Annotated in this window: 16 protein-coding genes; 3 read left to right on the top strand and 13 right to left on the bottom strand. The window is 59.9% G+C overall.

Annotated features, from left to right (window positions below; translation table 11 throughout):
• Positions 1-3: 3 nt before the first annotated feature.
• The 5 genes from BT122_RS08250 to gnd form a co-directional block, all read right to left on the bottom strand.
• The gene (locus BT122_RS08250; RefSeq protein WP_059053912.1) at positions 4-498 is read right to left on the bottom strand and encodes a PTS sugar transporter subunit IIB; all 495 of its coding nucleotides are present in this window, start codon (positions 496-498) and stop codon (positions 4-6) included.
• 24 nt (positions 499-522) lie between these two features.
• A complete protein-coding gene (locus BT122_RS08255) occupies positions 523-939 on the bottom strand; it encodes a PTS sugar transporter subunit IIA (RefSeq protein ID WP_059053910.1) in 417 nt (138 codons plus the stop codon).
• Between the two features lie 49 nt (positions 940-988).
• Positions 989-1,915 (bottom strand): PTS system mannose/fructose/sorbose family transporter subunit IID, encoded by a 927-nt coding sequence (locus tag BT122_RS08260; RefSeq protein WP_082667223.1) that lies wholly within the window; start codon positions 1,913-1,915, stop codon positions 989-991.
• Between the two features lie 54 nt (positions 1,916-1,969).
• On the bottom strand, positions 1,970-2,803 hold the full coding sequence (locus BT122_RS08265; protein ID WP_072355469.1) for a PTS sugar transporter subunit IIC: 834 nt from the start codon (positions 2,801-2,803) through the stop codon (positions 1,970-1,972).
• Positions 2,804-2,892: 89 nt separating this feature from the next.
• Positions 2,893-4,332 (bottom strand): NADP-dependent phosphogluconate dehydrogenase, encoded by a 1,440-nt coding sequence (gnd, locus tag BT122_RS08270; protein ID WP_059053905.1) that lies wholly within the window; start codon positions 4,330-4,332, stop codon positions 2,893-2,895.
• A 335-nt stretch (positions 4,333-4,667) separates the two neighbouring features.
• On the opposite strand from gnd, the gene BT122_RS08275 reads away from it, so the two are divergent.
• The gene (locus tag BT122_RS08275) at positions 4,668-5,549 is read left to right on the top strand and encodes a MurR/RpiR family transcriptional regulator (RefSeq protein ID WP_072355470.1); all 882 of its coding nucleotides are present in this window, start codon (positions 4,668-4,670) and stop codon (positions 5,547-5,549) included.
• A gap of 188 nt (positions 5,550-5,737) precedes the next feature.
• On the opposite strand, the gene BT122_RS08280 is transcribed toward BT122_RS08275, so the two are convergent.
• On the bottom strand, positions 5,738-6,835 hold the full coding sequence (locus BT122_RS08280) for an iron-containing alcohol dehydrogenase family protein (protein WP_059053901.1): 1,098 nt from the start codon (positions 6,833-6,835) through the stop codon (positions 5,738-5,740).
• A 65-nt stretch (positions 6,836-6,900) separates the two neighbouring features.
• Positions 6,901-7,560 (bottom strand): bifunctional 4-hydroxy-2-oxoglutarate aldolase/2-dehydro-3-deoxy-phosphogluconate aldolase, encoded by a 660-nt coding sequence (locus tag BT122_RS08285; protein ID WP_082667221.1) that lies wholly within the window; start codon positions 7,558-7,560, stop codon positions 6,901-6,903.
• Positions 7,561-7,948: 388 nt separating this feature from the next.
• On the opposite strand from BT122_RS08285, the gene BT122_RS08290 reads away from it, so the two are divergent.
• Entirely contained in the window at positions 7,949-10,039 is a 2,091-nt protein-coding gene (locus tag BT122_RS08290; protein ID WP_072355471.1) for a glutamine synthetase III family protein, read from the top strand.
• A 604-nt stretch (positions 10,040-10,643) separates the two neighbouring features.
• Here BT122_RS08290 and BT122_RS08295 read toward each other — a convergent pair.
• The 5 genes from BT122_RS08295 to BT122_RS08315 form a co-directional block, all read right to left on the bottom strand.
• Positions 10,644-11,183, bottom strand: a complete 540-nt coding sequence (locus BT122_RS08295) for an HdeD family acid-resistance protein (protein ID WP_072355472.1) — start codon at positions 11,181-11,183, stop codon at positions 10,644-10,646.
• 144 nt (positions 11,184-11,327) lie between these two features.
• Entirely contained in the window at positions 11,328-12,404 is a 1,077-nt protein-coding gene (locus tag BT122_RS08300) for an ABC transporter ATP-binding protein (RefSeq protein WP_032110949.1), read from the bottom strand.
• Between the two features lie 3 nt (positions 12,405-12,407).
• Positions 12,408-14,129, bottom strand: a complete 1,722-nt coding sequence (locus BT122_RS08305; RefSeq protein WP_072355473.1) for an ABC transporter permease — start codon at positions 14,127-14,129, stop codon at positions 12,408-12,410.
• A 69-nt stretch (positions 14,130-14,198) separates the two neighbouring features.
• Positions 14,199-15,356 (bottom strand): ABC transporter substrate-binding protein, encoded by a 1,158-nt coding sequence (locus tag BT122_RS08310; RefSeq protein ID WP_072355474.1) that lies wholly within the window; start codon positions 15,354-15,356, stop codon positions 14,199-14,201.
• Positions 15,357-15,588: 232 nt separating this feature from the next.
• Positions 15,589-16,155 carry a manganese efflux pump MntP gene (locus BT122_RS08315; RefSeq protein WP_083432408.1) on the bottom strand — a complete coding sequence of 189 codons (567 nt, stop codon included), beginning with the start codon at positions 16,153-16,155 and terminating at the stop codon, positions 15,589-15,591.
• 177 nt (positions 16,156-16,332) lie between these two features.
• Between BT122_RS08315 and BT122_RS08320 the strand changes: the two genes are divergently transcribed.
• Positions 16,333-17,253, top strand: coding sequence for a zinc dependent phospholipase C family protein (locus tag BT122_RS08320; RefSeq protein WP_072355512.1), 921 nt, complete (start codon positions 16,333-16,335; stop codon positions 17,251-17,253).
• 158 nt (positions 17,254-17,411) lie between these two features.
• Here the strand turns inward: BT122_RS08320 and BT122_RS08325 are convergent, their stop codons facing one another.
• Positions 17,412-18,578, bottom strand: a complete 1,167-nt coding sequence (locus BT122_RS08325) for an iron-containing alcohol dehydrogenase (protein ID WP_072355475.1) — start codon at positions 18,576-18,578, stop codon at positions 17,412-17,414.
• Between the last annotated feature and the right edge of the window lie 2 nt (positions 18,579-18,580).

Consider the following 18,580-nt stretch of genomic DNA (forward strand, 5'->3'; position numbering starts at 1 on the left):
GCCCTACTTTCCCATCTTCTTAGCAGCGTCATCCATCGAGAGCTTCTCGCTCGAAGGAATGTTCTGGAAATAGACCTCGACGCCCTTGTCAGAAATCTCCTTGAGGTCCTCGTAGTCCTTGTCCGAAAGGTAGACAGTCTTGATGACCTGCACGGTGTTGGGCTTGTTGCAGACGTTGCCCACATCGACCGAGGTGATAGGCACGCCACCCTCAACAGCCGTCTTCACGTAGTCCGCGTTCTTGAAGACCAGCATGAGCTTCCTGTCGCCAAACTGGTTCTTTGCATACTGCTTCACGAGGCCCTTGGCGGAGAAGACCTTGATCTTGAGTCCACCGGTAGACTGGGTCGACTCGTAGATCTCCTTCATGAACGCGTCCTTGGCGGTGTCATCGTCAACGACGTAGATCGTGTTGGTGCCGTTGCCCTTGGACCAGACCTGCATGACCTGGCCGTGGATGAGGCGATCGTCAATTCTTGTGAGGTTGATGGTTGCCATAATAACTACCTGCCTTTTCTTTCGCTATTTCCCGAGCAGAATTGCCCTGTCCTTGACCACAACGCCGTCACGGGCTGCCTGCGCTGCAGTGTTGACGAGCTCGTCGAGGTCCTCCGTATCATGGATGTCTTGAGCAAGCTGGACGAGCATGGGCATGTTAACACCAAGCACGACCTTGCAGTCGCTCTTGCCTAGGCAGGAGAGTGCAACGTTGCTGGGGCTGCCCCCAAACAGGTCGCAGCACACGATGGTGTCGGCGCCGTCGGCATCGTTCTTGGCAACGACCTCAAACGCCTTCTCCCTGAGATCATCAACAGAACAACCAGGCAAAAGCCCCATTGCCGTGACGTAGTCCTGCTTGCCCATGATCATCTCGACACTCTTGACGAGCTCCTCGCCAAAGTGGCCGTGCGTGATGACGAGAACTCTTCTCTCCTTCAACGGAGGACCTCCTATAGACAGACGGTAAATGGTTTCCTAAAACCTAATCCTAGAGGACGTTCACAAGGCCGAGCACGAGAAGCACGATCGTGTAGATGATCATGGCCTTGGTGATCTTGAGGCCGTTCTTCTTGAAGTACAGGTACAGAAGGACAACGGCCAGGAGCGGCAGGAACCCAGGAAGAATTCCGTTGAGGATGGTCTGGATGGCAAAGGTCTTGCCCGACAGCTCGAACGAGATGGGCGTGGACACCTTGACGTAGCTAGCTGCCAGAATGCCCATCATGAACAGTCCGAGAACGCCCAGGCCATCGATGACGGCCTTGATCTTGGTGCCCTTCATGACCTCAAGCGCGGCACGACGGCCCATCTTGTAGCCAAGCTTCACAAAAGCGAAGCCGTAGATGAACGTTGCAACCGTGAAGCAGATCCAGGGGAGCAGAGCGCCCCATGCGCTGCCCTGCTGAGCGAGCGGCAGGAACATAGCGATGAAGATGTACTGAACGGTACCGGAGTCGATGGAGTCACCAATGCCGGCGAGCGGGCCCATGAGGCCGACCTTCGTTGCGTTGATGATCTGCGGGCTGATTGCCTCGTCTGCCCTGCCCTCGTGGAGCGCCTTGGCGCGCTCCTCCTCGAGCGAAGCGGTGATGCCGGTGATGAGGCCCTGGCCCCAGATTGCCTGGGTGTTGAAGAACACCATGTGGCGCTGGTACGCCTCGCCGAGCATGACCTTGTTCTTGTAGAGCTTCTGGAGGATCGGCATGAGGCCAAAGAGGAATGCGGGTGCAATCATACGGTCGAACGAGTGTGGAACCTCGTTTGCCCACCATCCGCGGAACCAAGCCTTGAACAGGTCGTGCTTGGTAATCTCTTCGGGTGCGTTCTCGTCACCGAGCATGAGAGCGGGGTCGGCCTCAATCATGCCCTCACTGTTGAGGTAGTCATGATAATCGTTGGAAAGCGTCTCACTCATTGTGATTGGTTCCCTTCTAGGTTGCCTTGGCTGGGGATGTCAAAGTTGTTGGTGCTAGTCCTCGTCATCCTCGTCCTCGTCCTCTTCCTTCTTGGCGGTGAAGAGGGTGTACAGGAAGGCGATGATGATGCCGAAGGCAGCCCAGGTAACAGTAGTGATGCTGGACATCGTGACGTCAAGCGACGCAGCGGTGCTCACGGCGTTGATTCCGCTCACGAACTGATTGGCGGTAACGACCAGGAAGTAGCCCAGGAAGAAGAAGGGCAGGAGCTTCTGGTTGCCGATGACGTGCATGGTGACTGCGATACCGAGGGCAGCCAGGCCACCGCCAACGGTGTTGAGGGCATGCAGGATCGGGCCGTTGCTGATGGAGTTCATGAAGTCGGAGATGACAGGAGCGCCAAGGTAAAGAGCGATGAACATGGTGGGCACAAACAGTGCGAACGAAATCATCGTAGGAACGGCGCCAATCCAGAACGCGAGCTTGTGGCTCTCGCCCTCAGCAGCATAGACATCCATCTTCTGGATGGCGAAGGTGTTCAGGAAGAAGCGGAGCTGGTAGAGATAGCTGCCGAGCAGGCCAACGGGGACTGCGATTGCAACCGCTGCGTTGGGGTCAAGGTTACCGATGACTGCCGCAGAGACGGCGACTGCCGCAGAGATGGACGGCTCAGAGGGAAGCGGGCCACCAGGAGCAACGACGCCCATGTAGATGAGCTGGATGGCGGCAGTCGTGACCATTGCCACCTCCATGTTGCCAAGGACAAGACCAACCCACATGCCCGTCATGAGAGGAGAAAACCTCATTGTAAGAGTCGCGTAGCCAAGGGCTCGGGACTCGATTGCGGCTACGAAGACCGCAATCAGCAGTGCTTGTGTAACGCTCATACTCTCACCTTTCGTTCTTCACGTCTGTCTCCGTGGCAGACGCACAACCACAAGTTTGACCAGGAGAAAAATGCTCTGCTGCTAGACAGCTAGTCGAGCTTCTCCCAGGTGTGATGGAAGGACTCGTCGTGCGGACGGTCGTCGCGATGGAACGTGTGCGCGCCAAACCAGTCGCGCTGGGCCTGGCACATGTTGGCCTCGAGCTTCTCGGAGGTATAGCCATCGAAGTACTGCAGGGAGGCGACCATCGTGGGGATATAGAGGCCGCACTCGATGGCCTTGGCAACGACGCGACGGTATGCAGGGATGGCAGCCCTGATCTCCTCGCGGAACTCGTCCGTAAGGATGAGGTTCACGACCTTCTTCCCCTCGCTGTATGCGGACTTGATGCGATCGAGGAAGCCAGCGCGGATGATGCAACCCTCACGCCACAGCAGCGCGATGTCGCCGAGCTTGAGGTCCCAGTTGTGCTCGTCGGAGGCGGCGGACAGAAGCTGGAAGCCCTGCGCGTAGGCGATGATCTTGTTGGCGTACACGGCCTGCTCGAGGTCGGCGAGGAAGGCCTGCTTGTCCTCGATGTGCGCCGCGGGCTTCTCGGAGAAGACCTTGGAGGCCTCGACGCGCTGACCCTTGATGGCAGAGAGGTTGCGGGCGAACACCGCCTCGGCCATGGTTGGGATGGGCATGTGCATCTCGAGGCCGTCAATGGCCGTCCACATGCCGGTGCCCTTCTGGGCCGCCTCGTCGAGGATGTGGTCGATGAGGTCGTCGCCGGTCTCGGGGTCCTTCTCGCGCAGAATCTTGTAGGTAATTTCGACCAGGAACGAGTTGAGACGGCCGTTGTTCCAGCTCTCGAAGACGTCTGCCATCTCGGCGTTGCTCATGCCGAGAAGCTGCTTCATGATCCAGTACGCCTCGTCGATGTTCTGGATGTCACCATACTCGATGCCATTGTGAACCATCTTCACGTACTGGCCAGAGCCCTCGGGACCAATGTAATCGCAGCAAGGCGAGCCATCAGCGGTATGGGCCGAGATGTCAGTGAGGAGCTTGGCAAGGTAGGTGTCGTAGAGGTTCTTGTCACCGCTGGGCATAATGGAGGGGCCAACGAGGGCGCCCTTCTCGCCACCGGAGACGCCCATGCCAAAGAAGTTGATGCCCTTCTCGGCATAGTAATCCATGCGACGCTTGGTGTCCTTGTAGTACGAGTTGCCAGCGTCGATAACGATGTCGCCGGACTCAAGGTAAGGGAGAAGCTCGTCGGTAACGGCATCCACGACGGGACCGGCCTTGACCATGAGGATGATCTTGCGAGGAGTCTCGAGAGAATCGCAGAACGACTTGAGGTCGTAGGAGTCGCTCACGAGCTTCATGCGGTCCTCGTGACCCTGAACGCGGTTCTCCATGAACTTCTTCGTGGCTTCGCCGTGCCTGTTGAAGACAGAAACGGAGTACCCCTTGCTGGCGATGTTCAGGGCGAGACTCTGTCCCATGACGCCCATGCCAAAGACCCCAACGTAACTACCCATATTGCTCCTCTCGTCGGCAGCACTTGCCTACGTAACGGCTACATACTATGACACTTTTCAAGTAATTTTTTTCTTTTTTCTCTAAACGGAGAAATATTTTTTGTGGACGTACTGTTGAGATTTCATTTCTTATATGTGTGGATGGCAATTTTATCTTTTGCGAAGGGGAAGTGATAAGATTGCGGCTTCTTCCACTTCTGCGGATAAATCGCCGTTGACCTGCTAATGTTTATTTAAGGTCACCTGTTGGGACAAGGACTGGAAAGACCCCCTTGGGCCACCGGCGACAAGCCCTACCCCATCGCGCTATTTCTCTGGAAACATTGGAGTGCGCCATGCCCGTCCACAACAGTTCGGTCTTGCTCAAGATCAAGGCTGCCATGCCCTCCTTCTCCTCCAAGGAGAGGGAGATTGCCGAGTACGTCATTGCCAACCCCGATGACGCCTCGCTCATGACAATCTCCGAGATTGCCTCCACCCTTGGCCTGGCGGACTCCACGGTCTTCAAGTTCACGAAGAAGCTCGGCTACCAGGGCTATCGCGATTTTAGGAACGACCTTCTCACCGATGCCTACAATCCGGAGATTTCGGTCCACGAGAACGTCTCGCGTGACGACTCGGCCATCGACATTGCGAAGAAGGTTTTTCGCTCTTCAGTCATGTCGCTCGAGGACACGGCGAAGCTCTTCGATGCAGACGATCTCGACAAGGCAGTCCAGCTTCTGCTTGATGCACGGCGCGTCTCGTTCTACGGAAGCGGCGAGTCGAATGCCGTCGCCTATGACGCTTACCAGAAGTTCCTTCGCTCCCCTATCGAAGTCCAGTTCGCCGCTGACTACCACGTCCAGCTCATGCAGGCCTCTCTTCTCGGGAAGGAAGACTGCATCTTTGCCATCACCCACACGGGCCTCTCAGAGGGAATCATCAACATCGCGCGCATCGCGAAGGACGCAGGCGCAAAGGTGATTGCCGTAGCAAGCTACCCCTCTAAGTACCTGGAGCAATACGCGGACGTCATCCTGCTCTCGGCATCTGAGGAGACGGGGTACCGCTCGGAGTCGCTCTCGAGCAGGATCGCCCAGCTTGCCCTCATCGATTCGCTCTACACGACCGTCATGTTCCGCAAGCCTGGCGTTCCGGAATCCCTGCACGCCATTAGGTCTGCCATCAGCCTCACCAAGTTGGACAACCCCGAGAATTACATGTCCCAGCTGTAGGACAGTGCCCAGTAGGCGCCCAGTAGGGCGGTTCCTGCGCGCGGATAGGCGCATGCGCGCGGGGCTGCACGAACAGACGCCCGCACTAAGACGCGACCCCGGCTGCCTCTCCCCCAAGGCAGCCGGGGTCGTTTTCCCTTCGCTCCGCGGGCTTCCCCACAGACGCGGAATAGGTGTATGAGAAGTGCCTATGCCATCTCGTGAACCGCGTCGTGCAGGCGCTTGCGGTCCGCCGGGTCGGTGCTCGTGAAGTGACGAGAGTTCGCGATGTACTCCTCGAGCTTGTCCATGTTCTCCTCGGTCGGCTCGATGCCAAGGTCGGAGAGGGTCAGCGGCATATCCATGCTGCGCATGAACTCGCGCAGCTCGGCCTCCTTGTCCTCCTGGCCGTTGAAGTAGAGCTGGCAGAAGAGGCCAACTCCCACGATCTCGCCGTGGATTGCGTCAGCCGCCTCCTTGGTGAAGATGGTGCGAACGCCATCGTAGATGACGTGAGCAAGCTCAGACTGCTTGAAGCTCTTGGTGGTGTTGGCGATGACGCCCGTCACCGGCACGTTCATGAACGCGACGTCGTAGAGCGTCTTTGTTGCCTTGTGCTGCCTGTTGTCCTCGATTGCCTTGAGGGCATTCTGCTCCAGCACCGAGTACGTGTAGCACGCAATGCTATAGGCCGAGAATATGTCGATGGGCGTGTCCTCCTCCTTGAGGGCGGGCTGGCCGTTGAGCATCTCGATGCGCTTGGCCATGGCGTCAACGATGCCTGCCGCGTTGTAGCGGATGGGGCAGTTCGCAATCACGTCCATGTCCATGAGGCAGGCATCGATCTCGTGGTCGAACCTCCAGCTGAGCTTCTTGCCACCCTCCGGCGTGTACATGACGCTCATGCACGTGAACGGGGCGCACGTGGATGCCGAGGTGGGGACGTTGACAGTCCCGAGCTTTGCCACCTCGCCAACCGCCTTTGCGAGGTCCATGATCTTGCCGCCGCCAATGCCAACGATCTCCTGCGCGCCGTAGGCGTGGGCCTTGTCGGCAAGCTCCTTTGCCGCCTCAAAGGAGCACCATCCGCCAAAAACCTCCAGCTGGAAGTCAATGCCGGACTCGTTCATGCTTGCGGTGAACTTGTCCTTCACGGCATCCCATGCACGCGGACCGGCAACGACAAGGACCCTGCGGCCAAAGCGGCGAATTTCCTCGCCAATGTGGTCGAGAAGGCCGCTCTCCTGCCGATACCTTCCTGCACCAAACTTGATTGCGCTGTCGAGCTTAGTTGTGCTGCTTGCCATGGAATCTGCTCCTCTCGTCAGCCGTCTGAGCGACAGCCACGTTGCCTGCATGCCGCACCTGGTGCCTACATGCCCCTGATCTCGCGAACCATCTTTGCTGCCTCGGCGGACTTGCGCTCCACCTCGGTGAAGTCACCGTCGCTGAAGAGGGCGGGCTTCACCATCCACGTGCCACCAGCAGCGATAATCGCCTTGTCGCTGAGATAATCGCGGAGGTTATCGGCGTTGACGCCACCGGTAGGCATGAAGCGGTGCCCAACAAACACCGAAGCCAGTGCGTCGATGGCCTTGATGCCACCGTAAATGCCTGCAGGGAAGAACTTGGTGACCTCGATGCCCCGGTTGACCAGGGTCGTGAGCTCGGTCGGCGTCACACCGGCGGGAATCACGTCAATCTTGTTAGCGAGGCACCAATCGACAACCTCGAGGTCAAAACCGGGGCTCACGATGAACTTCGCGCCAGCATCCACCGCACGCTTTGCCTGGTCGAGGTTGAGTACGGTTCCCGCACCAACGAGGACGTCGGGGCACTTGGTTGCCATGGCGTGAATGCAATCGGCCGCCGCGGAGGTCCTGAACGTCACCTCGGCTGCAGGCAGGCCGCCCTTAGTAAGCGCGTTTCCCATGGGAACTGCATCCTCGAGCTTCTCGAGAACGACAACCGGCATGACGCCGATCTTCTCGACATTCTCATAGAAGCCATCCTGCTTCATATAATCTGTCATGAGTGTCTCCTTGGCCCGCTCCGTCCGTTACGTGAACCATTATAGAAAAGTTTTTTCTTTTTTTCCTCAACAATTTGGGAAATTTTCTTTGTTTTTCCCTGTTGTTGCCACGGCTGCGCCCGCCTTCATTTCCCCTCGATAGCCGCACGCCCCTTTTACTCGCGAATCTCTGTGACTCTTGCGAGCGTACGGTGCGGTTGGAGGCGCCAAATGCCCCCAGACGCCCCTCTGTCCCCCAACCTTCCCCTCCTCGAAATTGCGTAGAAACAAGCTCTTCCAGCATTGGGAAACAAAGGCACGGTACAGTGGTGTGCGTACAAGGGCGCCAGCGAGCAGCAACCCCCGCAGGGTGCCTCCGGGAAAGTTCAGGGACAGGAGAAGAGGCAGTATGGCAACAGACAAGGTCTCAGAGGAATACGGGAGCCTGCTGTTCACCGACAAGGACATGCAGGAGCGTCTCCCCAAGCCGACCTACAAGAAGCTCATGCAGGTCATCAAGGAGGGCGCGCCTCTCGATATCGACATCGCCAACGAGGTCGCCCACGCCATGAAGGAGTGGGCACTCGAGAAGGGCGCCACTCACTACACCCACTGGTTCCAGCCGCTGACGGGCATCACGTCCGAGAAGCACGACAGCTTCATCTCCCCCAACGGTGACGGCTCGGTGCTCATGACCTTCTCCGGCAAGGAGCTGGTCCAGGGCGAGCCCGACGCCTCGAGCTTCCCCTCCGGCGGCCTTCGCGCCACCTTCGAGGCCCGTGGCTACACCGTGTGGGATCCCACCAGCCCCGCCTTCATCAAGGACGAGGTTCTCTGCATCCCCACCGCCTTCATCAGCTATACCGGTGAGGCCCTCGACAAGAAGACCCCGCTGCTTCGCTCCGAGGTCGCCCTCGAGAAGCAGGCCAAGCGCCTGCTGGCACTCTTCGGCCAGAAGCCGCACCGCGTCTACACCACCATTGGCCCGGAGCAGGAGTACTTCCTCATCAAGGAGGAGGACTACCAGGCCCGACCCGACCTCATCCTCACCGGCCGCACGCTCTTTGGATGCGAGCCCGCAAAGGGCCAGGAGCTCGAGGAACACTACTTCGGCGCCATTCGCCCCACGGTCAACGAGTTCATGAAGGAGCTCGATGACGAGCTCTGGAAGCTCGGCATCCCTGCCAAGACCAAGCACAACGAGGTCGCGCCGAGCCAGCACGAACTTGCCCCCATCTTCGAGAGGGGCTCACTCGCGATTGACGACAACCTCCTCACCATGGAGAAGATGAAGCTCATCGCTTCTCACCATGGCCTGGTGTGCCTGCAGCACGAGAAGCCCTTCGACTATGTAAACGGCTCCGGCAAGCACAACAACTGGTCGCTTTGCGCTGACAACAAGAACCTCCTCGAGCCGGGCGACGACCCGCAGGACAACCTGCAGTTCCTGGTCTTTCTCGCCTGCCTGGTTGCTGCTGTCGACGACCACGCCGACCTGCTGCGCATGTCCGTGGCCTCTGCCGGTAACGACCACCGCCTCGGCGCCAACGAGGCGCCCCCGGCGATCATCTCCGTCTTCCTGGGCGACGCCCTCACGCCTATCGTTGAGGCGCTCGTGAAGAAGGAGCAGCCCGAGGCCCACGATCGCGAGTCCATCGATCTGGGCGTCCCGCAGCTGCCCGAGGTCCTGCGCGACAACACAGACCGCAACCGCACCTCCCCGTTCGCCTTCACCGGCAACAAGTTCGAGTTCCGCATGTGCGGCAGCCAGCAGAACCTCTCCGATCCCAACGTCATCCTCAACACCGCAGTCGCCGAGCAGTGCGAGCGCTTCGTGGACTACGTTGCCGACCGTGCCGACGAGGACTTCACTACCGTCGCCATGCGCTTCGTGCGCCACACCTTCCGTGACCACCAGCGCATCCTCTTCGATGGCAACGGCTACTCCGAGGAGTGGGAGGCCGAGGCAGCACGCCGTGGCCTGCCTAACCTCAAGACCACGCCGGATGCTCTCCCCGCGCTGATCAAGCCCGAGAACATCAAGTTCTTCGAGAAGTACGGCGTCCTCAGCGAGACCGAGGTCCATGCCCGCTACGTGGCAAAGGCCGAGCAGTACGCAAAGCTGCTCAACATCGAGGCCAACACCATGGTCTACATGACGCGCCACATGTACCTACCTGCCCTCTTCGACTACTCCGGCGACATCGCCACGAGCGTCGCGACTAAGGCCGAGCTGGGCATTGACGCCAAGGCCGAAAAGAAGATGGTGAGCGTCCTCACCGACGGCATCAACGCCATCTCCGACGCCGTGGATGACCTTGAGGCCAAGAACGCCCAGGCCAAAGGCCTTGAGGATCCGCAGGCAGCCGATGACTGCTACCGCGACGTCGTCATCCCCGCAATGACCGCGCTGCGCACCGCTGTCGATGACATGGAGAAGGTCTGCGGCCACGACTACTGGCCCGTCCCGAGCTACAACAAGATGCTCTTCTACGTGTAAGCATCGCGTACCAGCCGTGAGTGAGCCCAGCTGCAGCTAAGCTGCAGCTGGGCTCTTTGTTGGATGTCCTTCTGGAGACGCGACCGTTGTTACCGGATGATCGCGTGGCAGCAACGTTTCCGCAGCTGGGAGTTGCAGTTTGCCGCTGGCCGGTAACAACGTGCGGGCCCGGGTGGGTGCTTGTTACCGGCCTGTCACACGACTGCGGCATTTACGCAGTTAAGGGTTGCCATGCGCCACGAGCCGGTAATAGCGAGCTGTTCAAGACGAGGCTTGTTACCGGCCGGTCGCCCATTTTGACTACCAACTGGGCGTATGCCGCGGGCACGAGACGGGCTGGTAACAACGAACGGGGCTGGCGGCACCCAATCGGGGACCTGCTGCCCAAAAATCGACATTGACGGCCCATTTTCGGCGATTTGGCGAGTACTAAGACTCTAACTTTTAGCGGAACCGCAGGTAGGGAAATGGCACCCGTCAGGTGATACTAGGCGCTACCCCCTGATTTGGGCCGTCAATGTCGATTTTTGGGCAGGGGTCCGTCAGAAGCAGCTGACCAAGAGCCCCTGGAGACCAAATCCCTCAGCCCCGTGCGAAGGCTCCCCTACTTCCTGCGGTCGTCTGGCATACGAACGCCATCCACAATGCGCACGATGCCACAGTAGACCAGCGCAATGCCGCAGATGACCATGGTCGTATCAGCAAAGAGACCAGGCGAGAACAGCACCAGCACACCCAGCACGATGGCGAGAATGGCACCCACCTTGGCGGTTCCAGCCCTCGGCAGGCCAAGCGCCTGCAAGGCGTTTGCGCCGTACAGGGAGTTGAGGCCGGAGACCAGGATGAAGATGCCCAGCAGGATGAAGATCCACGTCACAAAGAAGCCTGGGATGTTCACCAGAAGGATGCCAAAGAGCAGCTCGACGATGCCGGCGTAGAGGTCGGCAGTCGAGAGGATCACGCTCCAGCGCGTGAGCGCGCTCGCCAGAGAAACAATGCCCATGACAACCAGCACCCATCCAAGCATGACGGTGATCGTAAGCATGGCGGATTGCGGGTTGGTGAAGAGAATGATGCCCATAGCCGCCAGCGCAACGCCAGAGACGATGGTTCCCAACTTAGTACTCGCAAACTTCTGGTCCATGGTATGCCTCCAGACGCGCTAACAAACTGACACACTCTGCTCATACCCATCGATTCTACCCGCCAATACCAAGAACGGGCGCCTTCCCCGCCCATGGCGCAGGAAGACGCCCGTCGAATGAGACAAAGGGAAACTCCCTTTGTCTCACAGTGCGTGAACGTCGCCTTTTGTGAAGCTCACAAAGGCATCGTCGCCCACCTCATAGATCTTGTGGGTCTTGGGGTTGAAGTCCTGAATCTTGACAAGGGTGTTGCCTACCATGACCTGGTAGTTCTGGTAGCTGCCCATGAAGCGCGAGAGTGTGACCTTGCAGTGGAGGACGCCCTCGTCAGCGAGGGTGGCCGCCTCGGGACGCAGCACCAGGGTGATGTCATCGCCCACGCTGTGGGCGGAAACGCCGTCAACCTCAACGCTGTGCCCCTCGATGGTCGCGACACCGGTGTCACCCTCCTTCTCGGCAAGCTTGCCACGCAGGAAGTTGGACTCGCCAATGAAGTCGGCCACAAACTCGTCGACGGGACGATAGTAGACGGCGTGCGGGTCGCCAACCTGGTCGATGACGCCACGCTTCATGACGATGATCCTGTCGGCGATTGCCATGGCCTCGGACTGGTCGTGCGTCACGTAGACTGCGGTGATGCCCGCCTCCTGCTGGATGCGACGCACCTCGGTGCGCATCTCCACGCGCAGCTTGGCGTCCAGGTTGGAGAGAGGCTCGTCGAAGAGCAGGACCGAGGGCTCGATGACCAGGGCACGCGCCAGGGCAACGCGCTGCTGCTGGCCACCCGAGAGCTGGTTGGTCATGCGATCCTCCATGCCCTCCAAGCCAACCATGCCCAGGATTCGCGTGACCTTGTCGCGAATCTCGTCGGCGGGGAGCTTGCGGATCTTGAGGCCGTACGCCACGTTATCAAAGATGTTGTAGTGCGGGAGCAGAGCGTAGCTCTGGAAGACCATGGCCGTGTCGCGCTTGTTGGGGGTAAGGTCGTTGATGGGCTCGCCGCCCAGGTAGATCTGTCCCTCGTCCGGGCTTTCGAAGCCGGCGATCATGCGCAGGATGGTGGTCTTTCCGCAGCCAGAGGGGCCAAGCAGCGTCACGAACTCACCGGGCGCTATCTCCAGGTTGGCATCGTGGACGGCGTAGAAGTCCTTCTTGGTCTTGGGATCCTGGTAGATCTTGGAGATGTGCTCAAGACGCACACCCTTCTTCTCCTTGGCCATGGGTTACTCCTCCTCGCTCTTGGCGTTGATCTTTGCGCTGGTGCCGAAGTGCTTGATGAAGAGGTTCATAAGCAGAACGGCCGCGTAGGTGATGATGATGAGGATCGTGGCAAAGGCGCAGGCAATGCCATAGGCGCCCTTCTCGGCGTACTCGTTGATCTGGACGGTGATCATGAGGGTCTGCGGTGTGACCAGCAGGATGACGGCCGAGATTGCCGTGATGGAGCGCACGAACGCGGTGACAAGGCCCGAGAGGAACGAGTCCTTGATGAGCGGCAGCGTGACGGTCATGAAGACCTGGAAGCTGTTGGCACCCATGTCGTAGGCAGACTCCTCGATGGACTTGTCGATCTGGCGCAGCGCCGAGATGCCGGAGCGGGTACCGGTGGGAAGCGACCTCACGATGAACACGATGACGAGAATGGCGGCAGTGCCGTAGAGACCCTGCATGAAGCCCGTGTGGAAGACGCCGCTGGAGAAGCCGCGGATGAAGCCGACGCCGAGGACGGTGCCGGGGACTGCCATGGCGAGCATGGAGACGAACTCGATGAAGCCGCGTCCGGCGAAGCGCCTCTTGACGACAAGGTACGCGATGACCATAGAGAGGAGGGCCGTAAGCGGTGCCGCAATGAGCGACAGGCCAAACGAGTCGGCAAAGGCCTCGAAGCCGTGGTGGAGGGTAAAGACCTGGATGAACCACTTGGGCGTGAGCGAGTAGTCATAGCCCCACGTCTTGAACAGGGCGCCGAACGGGACGCAGATGTAAAGCGCCACGACGAAGATGGCGACGGCACCGCAGAGGACGGAGAGCGGAATGCGCACGGAGTTGTCGGTGATGAGCATGCGGCCGCGCGCGGCCTTGCCCGTGAGTGTTGCCGTGCTCTTGCGCTCGAGCACGTACTTCTGGACGATGAACATGATGAGCGTGATGCCGAGAAGCACGCACGACATGGCAGATGCGCCCTGCTTGTCGTAGGCGCCGGTGATCTGCAGGTAGATGGACGTGGCAAGCGTGTCGTAGGAGCCACCGATGATCATGGGGTTCGCAAAATCGGCGATGGACTCCATGAAGGAGACGAGAAACGCGTTGCCCATGCCCGGCAGGATGAGCGGCAGTGTGACGCTGGTGAAGACCTTCCAGCGAGAGGCGCCCATGTCGCGCGCAGCCTCCTCAAGGGAAGGGTCGATGTTTCTCAGCAGTCCCCTGAACATCATGTAGCACACGGGGAAGAACGTGAGCGTCTGCACGAGGGCAATGCCCCAGAAGCCGTAGACGTTGTTGTCATAGATTCCCAGAAGCGTGCGGGTGATGAGGCCCGCCTTGCCAAAAAGCAGGATTACCGAAAGCGACAGCACAAACGGCGGAGAGACCACGGGGAGCATGGAGACGAGCTTGAAGAGCCCGCTCATGAAGCGCGACTTGAGGTTGACGTAAACCTCGACGTAGGCAAAGAGCAGGCCGATGAGCGTGGCCACTATGCCTACGAAGAGCCCCAGGACCAGCGTGTTACTGATGGCCGTCTCGAAGGACGGCATCGCCAGCACGCGCTGTAACACGGAAAGCGTGGGGCCGCTCTCCCCTACCACGGCATCGACGAGCAGGATTGCCAGCGGATATAGGATGAATAGGGTCAAGAACACGATCAGGACGATGATCGTGGTGACCAGTATTGGATCTGCCAGCAACTTCTTCTGGTCCAGCCGAGCACTCTGACCTCGTGCCATGGCATCTCTCCTCTCGCTTGACGCACTCCGCCCCGAGGCATGCGACGCCCCGGGGCGGAAGGCAGGGTGCTACTCGGTCTGGAAGCGGTCGTCGCCGCCACCGAGGGCGTTCATGATGTCAGAGACGTACTGCTCGGTGTTCTCCTTGGCGTCCTCGAAGTCGTAGTCCATGACGTTGTTGGGATCGAGGCCGTACTCCTCGACAACCGCCGGCTGCTTTGCGTCATCGATGACCAGGAACTGGTAGGCGCCAACCTCCTGGGCACGCTCGACGCACTGCGGCGAGAGAGCGTACTCGATCCAGAGCTTGGCGGCGTTCTCGTGCTTGCAGCCCTTGAAGATGGCCGTGGCGCCAACCTCGTAGGAGGCACCGGAGGACGGGATCACAAGGCCGATGTTCTGGTAGCCGTTGTCGACGATCTGGTAGATGGCGTCGTGCAGGAAGCCAATGCCGATGGTGCACTCGCCGGTGCCCACGTTCTTGGACGGGCCAGAGCCACTCTTGGTGTAGACCTGCACGTTCTTGTCCAGGTCTACCAGGTACTTGATGCCGTCGTCGTGGCCGTACTTCTGGATGACGGTGTTGAGGATGAGCTTAGCCGTGCCGGCCGTGTTGTAGTTGGACATCCAGATGAGGTCCTTGTACTTCTCGTCGAGAAGATCGGGCCAGTCCTGCGGGGCGTCGAGGCCCTTGCGCTCAAGCTCGTCTTTGTTGTAGAAGAAGCCAAGGATGCCCTTGTAGATGCCGTACCAGTTTCCGTCGGCGTCACGGAACTTGTCGGAGATGAGATGCGAGGCGTTCTTTGCCTCGTAGGGCTCGAGGATGCCCTTGGTCACGGCCACGTTATAAGGATCGGTGGTGCCGCCAAACCAGACGTCGGCGGAGGGGTTGCCGTTCTCCTCTTCCACCTTTGACTCGACCTCGCCCGTGGAAAGACGCTGATAGGAGGTCTCGATGCCAAAGAGCTCCTGGAAGTGCTGGGCGCAGGCGGCCACGTGCTGCTCCTCGCAGGAGCCGTAGACCACAAGCTCGCCGTCCTTCTTGGCGGCCTCGATCACGTCGTCGCTCGCGATGCGGGACAGGTCGTCCGAGCCGGAGCTCGAGCTGGTGTCGGTGCCGCTGGAGCTGGAACCCGACGTGTCTGATCCACCGCACGCGGCAAGGCCAAGGCCTGCTGCTGCGACAGCAGTCGTGCCGAGAAACTCCCTACGAGATACGTTCTTCATGAGACACCCCAATCTAACGGGCCTTCCTGAGGCCCGCTACGTTGCGCCGTGGCATGCCGCGGCTCTCCCTATGCCCCCAAGGCCACGTAGCCTTGGTTCTTTTATCAAGCTTTACACTTCTCGTTTATTTTTCTTACAGAATTCGATTACCGAGGGAGAGAGTCCCCCTAAGCGGCATACCGAGGCCGTGAGCGGGGCTTGGTTGTTCTCGCATGGGGAGACGGCGCCGGGCTTATGCCAGCAGCGCCTTGATGCCAATGCCGATAAGCACGCAGCCGCCAAGGATCTCGGCGCGGTCGCCGAGGATCGTGCCCAGCTTGCGCCCAAGCGCCAGCGCGATGACGCAGCAGATGGCAGTGGTAAGGCCGATGGTGCACACCGAGAAGACCAGGTCAACGGCCTGCGCACGCAGCGAAACGCCAACCGCAAAGGCGTCGATGGCGGTGGCGATAGCCTGGACGAAGAGGGTCCAGAGGGTAAGCCTCCCCTTCGTGGGCGCGGGCTCGCAGTTACGGCACGCGCGAATGGACGAGACGCCCTCGCGCACCATGTTGCCGCCGATGATGCCCAGAATGACCAGGGTTACGATGCCCGCATAGCTCTCGATGAAGTCCGCCGCGACACCGCCCAGATAGTAGCCAGCAACGGGCATGAGTGCCTGGAAGACACCAAAGAAGACCGGCATGAGCGCGAGCCTGGAGATGCGCTCGTTCCTGTAGGCAAAGGTGTTCGAGATAGTGACCGATAATGCGTCCGCTGAGAGGGCGAGGCCGAGTACGACAATCTCCAGCAGGCTCAATCTGACTCCCTGAAGGCAGACGACAATCAAGCTCTTAATGTTACCCAAGCAATCGCAACGTAAGGTAATGGCTGTGCCGCTCCCCAAAACGCACAAGTTAGATTATCCTAAAGGCTTGATTTGCATCCGTTGCTGGCCGTGGGCGCGGCCTGCATGGCGTACCCAAGGAGCGCGAGCATGCCCTCTCTGATAACGCATCACATCTTTGGTGAGGACGCGGCACAGTGTCTTCCCGAGGGCCTTGTCGACGGCGAGGAGGAACTTCTCGCCTTCCTTCTGGGCAACGAGGGCCCGGATCCCTTCTTCGTGCGCTTCCGTACCATCCCGGCACGCGTTGCCGCATGCCGTCACCTCGCGCACGACATGCACGCCAGTCACGTCACCGATGCGTTTGGCGACATTCGCTCCTCGGTGGGACACCTGCCCCTCGAGGACGAGCGGATTGGCAGGGCGTTTGCGCTGGGGCTTCTCGGCCATTACGTGCTGGACCGCACAGCACACCCCATGATCTACGCGCAGCAGTACGCGCTGCTGGAGCAGCCCGGCCTCTCCGACGCCTCGCACGAGATTCACGCAATCATCGAGAGCGACATAGACTCCTGGATTCTCTGGGAGAAGCGCCACGTGACGGTGCTCGAGCACCACCCAGCCTCTGATCTCATGCGCACGGGGCGCATCGACCGCGTTGGCGGGACGATCTTCTCGCAGGTGGCGCTTGCCGTCTTTGGCCTCAACGTTGGACCCGAGGAGTACGGTGCAGCAGTGAGCGACTACCAGTGGGTGTACCGCCGGATCGAGCCGGCGGACTCGCCAAAGACGCGCCTCATTGGGGCGGTTGAGCGCCTGGCGCGGCCGCACTCCATGGCGGAGGCGTTTGCCCACCACGTAACCGAGTTGGACGAGTGTGCATCGGCGAACCTCGAGCGCCGCGAGTGGGCCAACCCCTTTACGGGCGAGAAGCGCCACGCGAGCTTTGCCGATCTGTTCGAGGAGGCTCTTGTGACGTACCCGCAGCTGGCCGAGGCGTTCGTGCGCGGGGACAAGCAGCGCTTCGACGCGATTGTGGGCGGCCTCAACTACGACGGTCGCCCGGCGTAGGGACGGCCACGTCCACGTGAGACCATCCCCCTCCTCCTCCGCCTCCCCCTCCTCCGTTCTTTATCGGTTTCTGAGAATCTTCTCGACGTTTCCGCAGGTAGATTTTGGCGAGATTCTCAGATACCGATAAAGAACGGGAGGGGGAGACGGAGGCGGGACTACAGACTCGCTCGGAAGATCTGCGCAACCTCGCCGGTCGTGAGCTTGTGGTAGCCGCCATCCAGGATGATGGTTGCCTTCACGGCAGCGGGGATGAGTTCCTCGGTGAGGCCCAGCTCGCTCGCGTGGCGCACCACGCCAATCTCGTCCATCCAGGCACTCAGAGCCTCAAGGCCAGCCTCGGCAAGCTGCTGGGTTGTGCGGCCCTCGGCGGGCACGTCAAATACGCTGGTAGCAAAGCGCGCGAACTTCTCGACGCCATAAGGCATGACAAGGCGATAGTAGGGCAGCGCCACGGCGGAGAGGGTCATACCGTGCGTGGCGTCAGTCACCGCACCGATGGCCTGGCCCAGCATGTGAACCTCCCAGTCGGTTGACTTGCCACAGGCGATGAGCGTGTTGAGCGCCCACGTACACACCCAGCTGATGTTGGAGCGCGCCTCGTAGTTGGTGGGGTCCTTCACCGCGATGCGGCTGGCGTGCACGAGGCTTCTCATGAGACCCTCGGCAATATAGTCGCTGGTGTTGTCGTCGGTACCCGAGAAGTACTGCTCCTGGATGTGGTTGAAGGCATCGAAGATGCCGGCCTTCATCTGGTAGCCGGGCACGGTGAAGGTGAGTTCGGGATTCACGATGGCAAACTTGGGCATCACGTTGGGACCAAACACATGGCCGATTTTGAGACCTTCCTCGTGATTGGTAATCACTGAGCCAGCGTTCATCTCGGAGCCGGTGCCGCTCATGGTGAGCACATCGCCCACGGGGATAATCTTGCCAGTAGGCTGCTCCATGTGCAGATAGAGGTGCTCCCAGGGGTCGCCCTCGGTCCAGGCGGAGACCGAGACGCCCTTGGCGTAGTCGATGGTGGAGCCGCCGCCCACGGCCAGGATTAAGTCGACATCGTTCTCGCGAGCGACCTTGGCGCCCTCGCGAAGCTTGTCGGCGGTGGGGTTAGACATGACGCCGGGCACCTCGACCACGTTCTTGCCGGCATCGTGAAGCGCTGCAATTACCTTGTCGTACAACCCGCCGCGCTTGATGGAGCCACCACCGTAGGTGAGCAACACCTTGGGGCCAAACTTAGCCAGCTCGCCGGGCAGGTCGTCCAGGGCGTTGGGACCAAAGTGCACGCGACAGGGGTTCTCGTACGTAAAGTTTCCGAGCATGA

Source organism: Olsenella sp. kh2p3 (assembly GCA_900119625.1).
Lineage (GTDB): Bacteria > Actinomycetota > Coriobacteriia > Coriobacteriales > Atopobiaceae > Tractidigestivibacter.

Excerpts from the sequence above, each read along its gene's own strand:
- BT122_RS08265 (WP_072355469.1), bottom strand. The coding sequence starts at position 2,803 with ATGAGCGTTACACAAGCACTGCTGATTGCGGTCTTCGTAGCCGCAATC.
- BT122_RS08260 (WP_082667223.1), bottom strand. The coding sequence starts at position 1,915 with ATGAGTGAGACGCTTTCCAACGATTATCATGACTACCTCAACAGTGAG.
- BT122_RS08280 (WP_059053901.1), bottom strand. The coding sequence starts at position 6,835 with ATGGCAAGCAGCACAACTAAGCTCGACAGCGCAATCAAGTTTGGTGCA.
- BT122_RS08295 (WP_072355472.1), bottom strand. The coding sequence starts at position 11,183 with ATGGACCAGAAGTTTGCGAGTACTAAGTTGGGAACCATCGTCTCTGGC.
- BT122_RS08275 (WP_072355470.1), top strand. The coding sequence starts at position 4,668 with ATGCCCGTCCACAACAGTTCGGTCTTGCTCAAGATCAAGGCTGCCATG.
- BT122_RS08285 (WP_082667221.1), bottom strand. The coding sequence starts at position 7,560 with ATGACAGATTATATGAAGCAGGATGGCTTCTATGAGAATGTCGAGAAG.
- BT122_RS08310 (WP_072355474.1), bottom strand. The coding sequence starts at position 15,356 with ATGAAGAACGTATCTCGTAGGGAGTTTCTCGGCACGACTGCTGTCGCA.
- BT122_RS08325 (WP_072355475.1), bottom strand. The coding sequence starts at position 18,578 with ATGCTCGGAAACTTTACGTACGAGAACCCCTGTCGCGTGCACTTTGGT.
- BT122_RS08320 (WP_072355512.1), top strand. The coding sequence starts at position 16,333 with ATGCCCTCTCTGATAACGCATCACATCTTTGGTGAGGACGCGGCACAG.
- BT122_RS08300 (WP_032110949.1), bottom strand. The coding sequence starts at position 12,404 with ATGGCCAAGGAGAAGAAGGGTGTGCGTCTTGAGCACATCTCCAAGATC.
- BT122_RS08250 (WP_059053912.1), bottom strand. The coding sequence starts at position 498 with ATGGCAACCATCAACCTCACAAGAATTGACGATCGCCTCATCCACGGC.
- BT122_RS08305 (WP_072355473.1), bottom strand. The coding sequence starts at position 14,129 with ATGGCACGAGGTCAGAGTGCTCGGCTGGACCAGAAGAAGTTGCTGGCA.
- gnd (WP_059053905.1), bottom strand. The coding sequence starts at position 4,332 with ATGGGTAGTTACGTTGGGGTCTTTGGCATGGGCGTCATGGGACAGAGT.
- BT122_RS08290 (WP_072355471.1), top strand. The coding sequence starts at position 7,949 with ATGGCAACAGACAAGGTCTCAGAGGAATACGGGAGCCTGCTGTTCACC.